At 60.4% G+C, this 7,797-nt stretch carries 6 protein-coding genes; all 6 read right to left on the bottom strand.

Features of this window, described 5'->3' with window-relative positions; genetic code table 11:
* Nucleotides 1-133: 133 nt before the first annotated feature.
* The 6 genes from ACIO0C_RS27710 to ACIO0C_RS27685 all read right to left on the bottom strand — a co-directional run bounded on the left by ACIO0C_RS27710 (nt 134) and on the right by ACIO0C_RS27685 (nt 7,652).
* Complete coding sequence (locus ACIO0C_RS27710; protein WP_272603305.1) at nt 134-322, bottom strand: hypothetical protein; 189 nt, start codon at nt 320-322, stop codon at nt 134-136.
* Between the two features lie 379 nt (nt 323-701).
* Entirely contained in the window at nt 702-1,922 is a 1,221-nt protein-coding gene (gene fabB / locus ACIO0C_RS27705; RefSeq protein ID WP_007957797.1) for a beta-ketoacyl-ACP synthase I, read from the bottom strand.
* 11 nt (nt 1,923-1,933) lie between these two features.
* Nucleotides 1,934-2,449 carry a 3-hydroxyacyl-[acyl-carrier-protein] dehydratase FabA gene (fabA, locus tag ACIO0C_RS27700; RefSeq protein ID WP_401317082.1) on the bottom strand — a complete coding sequence of 172 codons (516 nt, stop codon included), beginning with the start codon at nt 2,447-2,449 and terminating at the stop codon, nt 1,934-1,936.
* 247 nt (nt 2,450-2,696) lie between these two features.
* On the bottom strand, nt 2,697-4,598 hold the full coding sequence (locus ACIO0C_RS27695) for an ATP-binding protein (RefSeq protein WP_401317080.1): 1,902 nt from the start codon (nt 4,596-4,598) through the stop codon (nt 2,697-2,699).
* The gene (locus ACIO0C_RS27690; RefSeq protein WP_401317078.1) at nt 4,595-5,527 is read right to left on the bottom strand and encodes an ABC transporter substrate-binding protein; all 933 of its coding nucleotides are present in this window, start codon (nt 5,525-5,527) and stop codon (nt 4,595-4,597) included. The genes ACIO0C_RS27695 and ACIO0C_RS27690 overlap by 4 nt, the downstream gene beginning before the upstream one ends.
* Nucleotide 5,528: 1 nt before the next feature.
* Nucleotides 5,529-7,652: a TonB-dependent receptor plug domain-containing protein gene (locus ACIO0C_RS27685; protein ID WP_401317075.1), complete on the bottom strand. Its 2,124-nt coding sequence runs from the start codon at nt 7,650-7,652 to the stop codon at nt 5,529-5,531.
* Nucleotides 7,653-7,797 lie beyond the last annotated feature (145 nt).

Genomic DNA, 7,797 nt, shown 5'->3' with positions numbered 1-7,797 from the left:
TTGAACAGACATAAAAAATCCGATACCAGAGGTCTGGTATCGGATTTTCTAGGAAGCCCAGCATGAGCTCAAATGCTTAAGTGAACAGCATTACGCTCATGGCGGGGTTTGTCGTTTTCAATGCTGTCGTTACTCAGGCGGAGCGAAGTTCTCTTTGCTGCTCCAGTGTTTCCAGTTCGGCCTTGTAGTTGCGGGCGTCAGTCTCGGAATGGAACATCCCCACCAGCAGGTCCTGTTGGTACACATCCCAGATCCGGATGCCGGCGGCTACGCCTTCATGGGACATATGTGAATCGTCGCGTTCAGTTACTTTGACAGTCATCTGCTAGCTCCAATCTCTGTTATCTGCAGCAAGGCATGTGCAGGACTCTTTTATAGATTTTGTTAGCCTGCTAAGTAAACGCCCGATTTGTGCAATGTATTCTTGCGAAATCTGCAACAGCGCTGGAGCCCGCTGAATCCGCGACATTCAGTCGCAGGGCGGTAAGTTGCATGAAAAACGTTTCATCTTCAGACACCCCAAAGCCCCCTGTGGGAGCTGGCTTGCCAGCGATTGCGGAGTGTCAGCCGGAATGGATGTTTGCAGTGCCGACGTTATCGCTGGCAAGCCAGCTCCCACAGGGATAAGCGCTTTTCTCAGGGCGAAAAAAAACGCCCCGAACCAGTCGGGGCGTTTTCATGTGCAGCTCAGCAGCGGGGAATTACTTGCCTTCCCAGCGCTTCAGTACCAGCGTGGCATTGGTGCCACCGAAACCGAAGCTGTTGCTCATCACGGTGTTGATGGTGGCGTTTTCGCGGGTCTTGGTCAGCACCGGCAGGTCGGCCACTTCCGGGTCCAGCTCGTCGATGTTGGCGGAACCGGCAATGAAGTTGCCTTCCATCATCAGCATGCAGTAGATCGCTTCGTGAACGCCGGCGGCGCCCAGGGAGTGACCCGACAAGCTCTTGGTGGAGCTGATGGCCGGAGCCTTGTCGCCGAACACTTCACGCACGCCTTTCATTTCCGCGACGTCGCCGACCGGAGTCGAAGTGCCGTGGGTGTTCAGGTAGTCGATCGGGGTGTCGACGGTGGAAAGTGCCTGCTGCATGCAGCGGATCGCGCCTTCGCCACTTGGGGCGACCATGTCGTAGCCGTCGGAGGTCGCGCCGTAGCCAACGATTTCCGCGTAGATCTTCGCGCCGCGGGCCAGAGCGTGTTCCAGCTCTTCAACCACGACCATGCCGCCACCGCCGGCGATGACGAAACCGTCACGGTCGGCATCGTAGGCACGGGAAGCTTGTTCCGGGGTGTCGTTGCGCTTGCTGGACAGTGCGCCCATGGCGTCGAACAGGAACGACTGGCTCCAGTGCTCTTCTTCACCGCCGCCGGCGAACACGATGTCCTGCTTGCCCATCTGGATCTGTTCCATGGCGGTACCGATGCAGTGAGCACTGGTGGCGCAGGCAGAAGCGATGGAGTAGTTCAGGCCCTTGATCTTGAACGGGGTGGCCAGGCAGGCGGAAACGGTGCTGCTCATGGTCCGCGTCACGCGGTATGGGCCAACGCGCTTGACGCCTTTCTCGCGCAGGATGTCCAGTGCTTCCATCTGGTTCAGCGTGGAGGCGCCACCGGAACCGGCGATCAGGCCAGTACGCGGGTTGGACACTTGCTCTTCGGTCAGGCCGGAGTCAGCGATGGCGTCTTTCATGGCCAGGTAGGCGTATGCCGCCGCGTGGCCGACGAAGCGATAGATCTTGCGATCGATCAGTTCTTCAAGGTTGAGGTCAATGGAGCCGGAAACCTGGCTACGCAGACCCATTTCGGCATATTCCGGGTTGAACCGGATGCCAGGGCGGCTTGCACGCAGGTTAGCGGAGACGGTCTCTTTGTCATTGCCCAGGCACGAAACAATGCCCAGACCAGTGATAACGACGCGGCGCATGCGGATAACCCTTAGAAGTTGTCAGTGGAGGTGAACACGCCGACCCGGAGGCCTTCGGCGGTGTAGATTTCGCGACCGTCGACAGTCACCGAACCGTCGGCGATGGCCAGGTTCAGCTTGCCCTTGAGGACGCGCTTGATATGAATGTTATAGGTGACTTTCTTGGCGGTTGGCAGGACCTGGCCGAAGAATTTCACTTCGCCCGAACCCAGCGCACGGCCACGGCCCGGCAGACCTTGCCAGCCCAGGAAGAAGCCGACCAGTTGCCACATGGCATCGAGGCCCAGGCAGCCCGGCATCACCGGATCGCCTTCGAAGTGGCAGGCGAAGAACCACAGGTCCGGAGTGATATCCAGCTCGGCGACCAATTCACCTTTGCCGTACTTGCCACCCTCTTCGCTGATCAGGGTGATGCGATCGACCATCAGCATGTTCGGGGCGGGCAGTTGCGCGTTACCTGGGCCGAACAGCACACAGCGACTGCAGCGCAGCAGGTCTTCCCGGGTAAAGGCGTTTTGTTTGGTCATGCGAGCTCCTCAATAGTCCCATGCGGCAGGTGGGGCAAATCTTCCCGGCCGATCGAAGCGTTCATGCCTCGAACCGGCAGCCTACTCATAGACTATTGCGTTGTAGTGAAAGTCACAGCACCAAGGACATGAATGTACACTTGTGCACTGAAATTTTTAATCAAGTCCCTTTTCGGGCTTGTACGGGTGCCTAAGACTGCCGCACTTTCGCCTTTCACGCCAGTCGCAGATGCTCGAAAGGCCTGTACTACTGCACCCATCGCTGCAGAATTTGCTGAAGATCAGTGCGTTTGAAGGGCTTGGCCAGGTAATCGTTCATTCCCGCCGACAAGCAGGCTTCACGATCCCCCTGCAAGGCGTTGGCGGTCAGGGCAATGATTGGCAAGTCGGTGCAGCCGGGCAGTTCACGGATCTGCCGGGTGGCCTCATAACCGTCGATGACCGGCAATCGGCAGTCCATCAGGATCGCTTCGAAAATCAGGCTCTCGGCACTGCGCACCGCCTGCGCGCCATCGGCGGCGACGCTGACGGTAAAGCCCAGGCTGCGCAGCATGGCTTCGATCACGGTCTGGTTGACCGGGTTGTCCTCGACCAGCAGCACATTGCGCCCTTCGCCGTCACCCTTGTGGGTCGATACGCGCGGTATCCGCGCCGGCAAGGCCTGTTGATACAACGCCAGCGGAATTTCCAGGGTGAACACCGAGCCACGACCTTCCTCGCTCTGAGCGCGCAAGGTGCCACCCATGCGTTCTGCGAGCGTGCGGGCAATCGGCAGGCCCAGGCCGGTGCCGCCGTAGCGTCTGGAAATGGAACTGTCGGCCTGCTGAAACGCGTCGAACATCAATTCCAGGCTTTCGGGCGCAATGCCAATCCCGCTGTCGCGTACCGTGCAGGTGAACCACAGCAGTTCGTGATCCAGGGACTGCCATTGCGATTCGATGCGCACGCGACCCTGTTCGGTAAACTTCAGGGCATTGCCGACCAGATTGACCAGTATTTGCCGGATGCGCGTCGGATCGCCCTGAACCTGCAGCGCGCGCATGTCCCCCGGAATCTGCAACTGCAGATCGAGCCCGCGTTGTATGGCGCTGTGCTGGAACGACTGGGCGCAACTGCCGATCAGCTCCGCGAGGTTGAACGGAATATGCTCCAGCTCCAGTTCTGAGCGTTCGATACGCGAAAAATCCAGAATGTCATTGATGACTTTGAGCAGGTGCTCGGTGGATTCGGAGGCCAGCGCGGCGTATTCGAGCTGTTCTTCGGTCATCTGGGTGGTTTCCAGCAACTGCAGCATGCCCAGCACGCCATTCATCGGCGTGCGCAGTTCGTGGCTCATCATGGCGAGGAAATCGGACTTGGCGTTGTTGGCTTTTTCTGCTTCCTCGCGGGTCTGGATCAACTGCGCCATGGCTTGGTGCTGTTCGTGGCTGGCCTGGTCGAGCCCCTTGGCGAGGTTATTGATGTGTTGCGACAGGGCGCCCAGTTCGGTGTCGTCAACGATGGGCAGGGGCGTTTTGTAGTCGCCGGCCTGGATCGCCTTGACCGCATTGCCGATATCGCGGATCGGTTGCGACAGGCTCGCGGCCAGGCGCCGGGCGACCATGAAGGTAAACAGCAGGGCGAACAGCGCCAGAATGCCGGCCTTGAGCAGGATCTCCTGCTGGCGCTGGCTGAACGCATCATTGGACAGGCCAACGATCACCCGGCCCAGGTAATCCTCGGCGGGAGCCTTGGGGGCCACGGTGCCGGCCTGGAAAAAATCATTGTGCAGCGCGATCCGTTGCAGGCGCACGGGGGCCTGGAAGACTTCGATCTGGTGCGGCTTCTGATAATTTGCCGACGGTTGCTCGACGTACACCAGAATCCGGTTGGCGCTGTCCTGTACTTCCAGAAACCGCACGTTGGGCGTGGCCAGCGTGGCCTTGAGCAGGCTTTCGAGCACCTCGTTATTACCCGAGATCACCCCGTATTCGGTGGCCGGCGCCAGTTGGTTGGCAATCAACTGACCGGTGTGGTTGAGCTCTTGGCGCAGGTCCTGGATCCGCACGAAGGTGAAGAAGCTGATCAATAGCAACGTCAGCAGCAGGGCAGGGCCGAGGCTGATGATCTGGGTGCGGGTACTGATGTCCCAGCGGCGACGGAAGGTCATGGGTGGCGTTCTCCTTCTGCCAACAGCGTTGCGACAGCCGCTTCGTTTATCTGTTCAAGACCAAGGGATCGAGACACCTGTGCATTGCTCGAGACTTTGAAACGGTGTGGGTACTGCGTGCGTGGCCACGTGGCGGGCGGCAGGTCGAGCAGTTCATCGAGCACCGCCAGCCAGTCGCTCTGATCGCTGTAGGTACTGGCCAGGCTCCCGGCCCTGACGAATCCTGCATTGGGGCCGATCAAGGCCAGCTGTCGCGCATAGCTGCTGAGCAACAGGTTTTTTGCGGTTTTCGGGTTGTACAGGTCGGGGTCGTCAAGGCCCAGCAGTACATCGCTGTTGTCCAGCAATGCCTGCAAGGGACGGCTGTCCTGGGTGTTTTCCCAGCGCTCGGTGACCACCTCAAGGCCCAGGGGATGGGCGGCCTGGCGCAGTTCCCGTAACAGAAACTCGCTATGGCTGTCGTACAGGACGCCCACCCGTTTGACCTCGGGCAGCAGGACGCGGGTGAGGCGTAATTGCCGGTCCAGTGGCGGATCGCTCCAGAGCAGGCTGAGGTGCGCTGGCAGGGCGTGCCCCAGATGTTGTCGCGCCTGCAAGCGGCTGATGCGCAGCACCAGCGTCGCCGGGCCGCGGGGGTCCTGCAGGCGCCAGTCGAGACTGGGCAGGTCGAGCAGGATCAAGCGAGTGTCCACCGCCAGCTTGTCCGGTGACGGCAGGCTGGCCAGCGGCTGGAAGCTCACGGTGTCTGCCGGTCGCAACTGCCCCAGGGCCTGGGCAAAGGATTGCACGCCGGGACTATCGTCGACACCGGTGAGGAGAATGTCCGCGGCGCTGGCCGACAGGCTGCTTATCCAGCCACCGAATATCAGGCAGGCCGTGGCCATTAGATGGCCAAGGGCTCGCGTCTTCGGTGGCGGACGATGCGGCATCTTAAAATGCCAACTGCGCGCTGAAATACATCAAGCGACGCTCGTCATAATTATTGTCGACAAAGGTGGTGGGCTGGTTGTCGAGGCGCTGCTGCAGCACGCCGGCCAGCTCCAGATGCGTCTTGCCCAGGCGGATGCGCCGGGCGATACGCGTGTCGACGCGTTCGAAGCGGTAGCCGTTGAGCGCGTCGTCAGCATAATAGAAGAGCGCGCTGCTCCAGCCATGGCCCCAGTCGCGCAACCAGGCGGCAGAGCCACTGTTGCGTGCAGTCTGTTGCGCATCCTGCAGGTTGCTCGCGTCGGCATCGACGTAGGCATAGGTCAGGCGCAACCGGTCGGCGCTGCCGATTTTCCAGTCGAGTTGGGTTTCCGCTCCGCTGTAGCGCGCGGTGTTGGCATTGCTGGCGATGTACTGATTGTTGCGCAGCGGCTCACTGATCATTCCGGTGATCTCGTCGTAGAACAGCTTTACATCGACGGCCAGCCCCGACTCGGCAAAGTAACCGTTATAGCCCAGTTCCCGGGAACGCATGTGTTCCTGGTCGAGGTCGCCGGGGCCGCGGGTCTTGACGAAATAGCGGGCACTGGACTGGCCAAAGGCGCCGGGTTGCAGGTGGGTGACCTGGTAGCTCCAGTTGACGTTGTTCTCGAACATGTCCGGGGAGCGGATCGCTTCCGAGTACACCGCACGCAAGCCATGGCGCGGATTGATCAGGTAGTTGACCGCCATCCGTGGAGTCAGTGAGCTGCCGATCAACTGCGTGTCCTCGAACATTGCACCGCCCTGCAATAGCCAGTGTTCGCTGGCGCGCCATTCGAGCTGGCCGAAGGCTCGCCAGGTGGTGTCGTCGAGGGTGCCATTGAAGTAGGTCTCGGAGTCTGCCCGGTCGTAACGATAGTTCAAGCCACTGACCAGCCGCAGGTTATCGGACAGGCTCAGGGTGTCCTGCACTTCAAGGTCGTAGCGCGTCTCCCGGGTGCTTTGGTCGATATCGCCGCAGACCGTTTGCCGGGCACCATTGCGCCATTGGTCGAGGATTTGATTGGCCAGTGCGCGTTTAGCCGGATCGCCCTCGGGTGCTCCTGAGCCCAGATAGCTCTCGATGTTGCGTGCCAGGCGTTCAGTGTAGTTCGGGTCGAGTTGCCAGAGCTCGGTGAGTTCGGGGCTGAACGATACTTCGGCATCACAGGCGCGCCAGGTTTGCTGACGGTCCCAATGCTGGGCCGAACCCTGGATATAAAGACTGTGCTCGATATTGAAGTCGAAGTTCCAGCGCAGCGAGCCGGCGTAATCCTTGGCGTTGACGTCGGAATTGTCTCCGGCGCGGGTAATCCCCGAAAACACCGGGCGGTAGGTATAGGGTCGCTGATTGGTGCCGTCCTTGGCGTTCACTTGCCAATCAACGCTTTGCCGTTCGTCGAGCGTCTGACTGACGGCGAGGTTGAAACGCTTCAGGCGTCGACTGTCATGGTAGTCACCGCCGTTGCGGTCGACGTCAAAGCCATCGTCTTGCTGGCCGGACAGGGACAGACGTAAATCGCCGTCGTCCCAACCCACGCCCTGGCTGGCATAAAAGTCGTCGATGCCACCCTGGCCGCGTGTGACTTTCAGGCGCGTACCATGGCTGTCGGACGGCTTGCGCGTGATGATGTTGACCACCGCCATCAGCGCATTGGCGCCGTAGCTGACGGTGTTCGGGCCGCGGAAAACCTCGATTCGCTCGATGTCCTCCATGGCCACCGGAATGTCGCTCCAGTCCACCGTGGCCAGCCCCGCGCGGTACACCGAGCGGCCGTCGATCAATACCTGCATGCGCCGCGCCTCGCCGGCGCTGGTGCCGTGATAATTCACCGTGGCCTGGTTGCCGCTGATATTGCCGACCATCATGCCCGGCACCAGGCGCAGCACCTCGCTGATATCCCGGGCGCCACTGGCATTGATCAGTGCGCTGTCGAGCACCGTTATGCTTCCCGGCACGGCAGCCGGCGACTGTTTCAGGCGCGTGGCCGTCAGTACTTGCGGCAATGGTTCGCTGTCGAGAAACAAGTCGTCGGCCAGCACCGGCGAGCTGAACACCAGCGCCAGGACCAGCGGCGAACGGGGGGAAGGCGAACCCAGGGACACAACACATCCTTGTTAACGATCGATGGCGCGCATGTTAACCGAGCCCGTTGACTTTTCCAGTCACGATGTAAGCATTTTCCTAGGTATTACCGGACTTCTTCCTACGCATGCCGGTAATTGACGCGGGGACTGGCCGACACCGGGG

This window comes from Pseudomonas sp. NPDC087336, assembly GCF_044744285.1.
Classification (GTDB): Bacteria; Pseudomonadota; Gammaproteobacteria; order Pseudomonadales; family Pseudomonadaceae; genus Aquipseudomonas.
The sequence above is the reverse complement of the archived record's forward strand: the minus strand, read 5'-3'. Positions and strand labels throughout refer to the sequence as shown.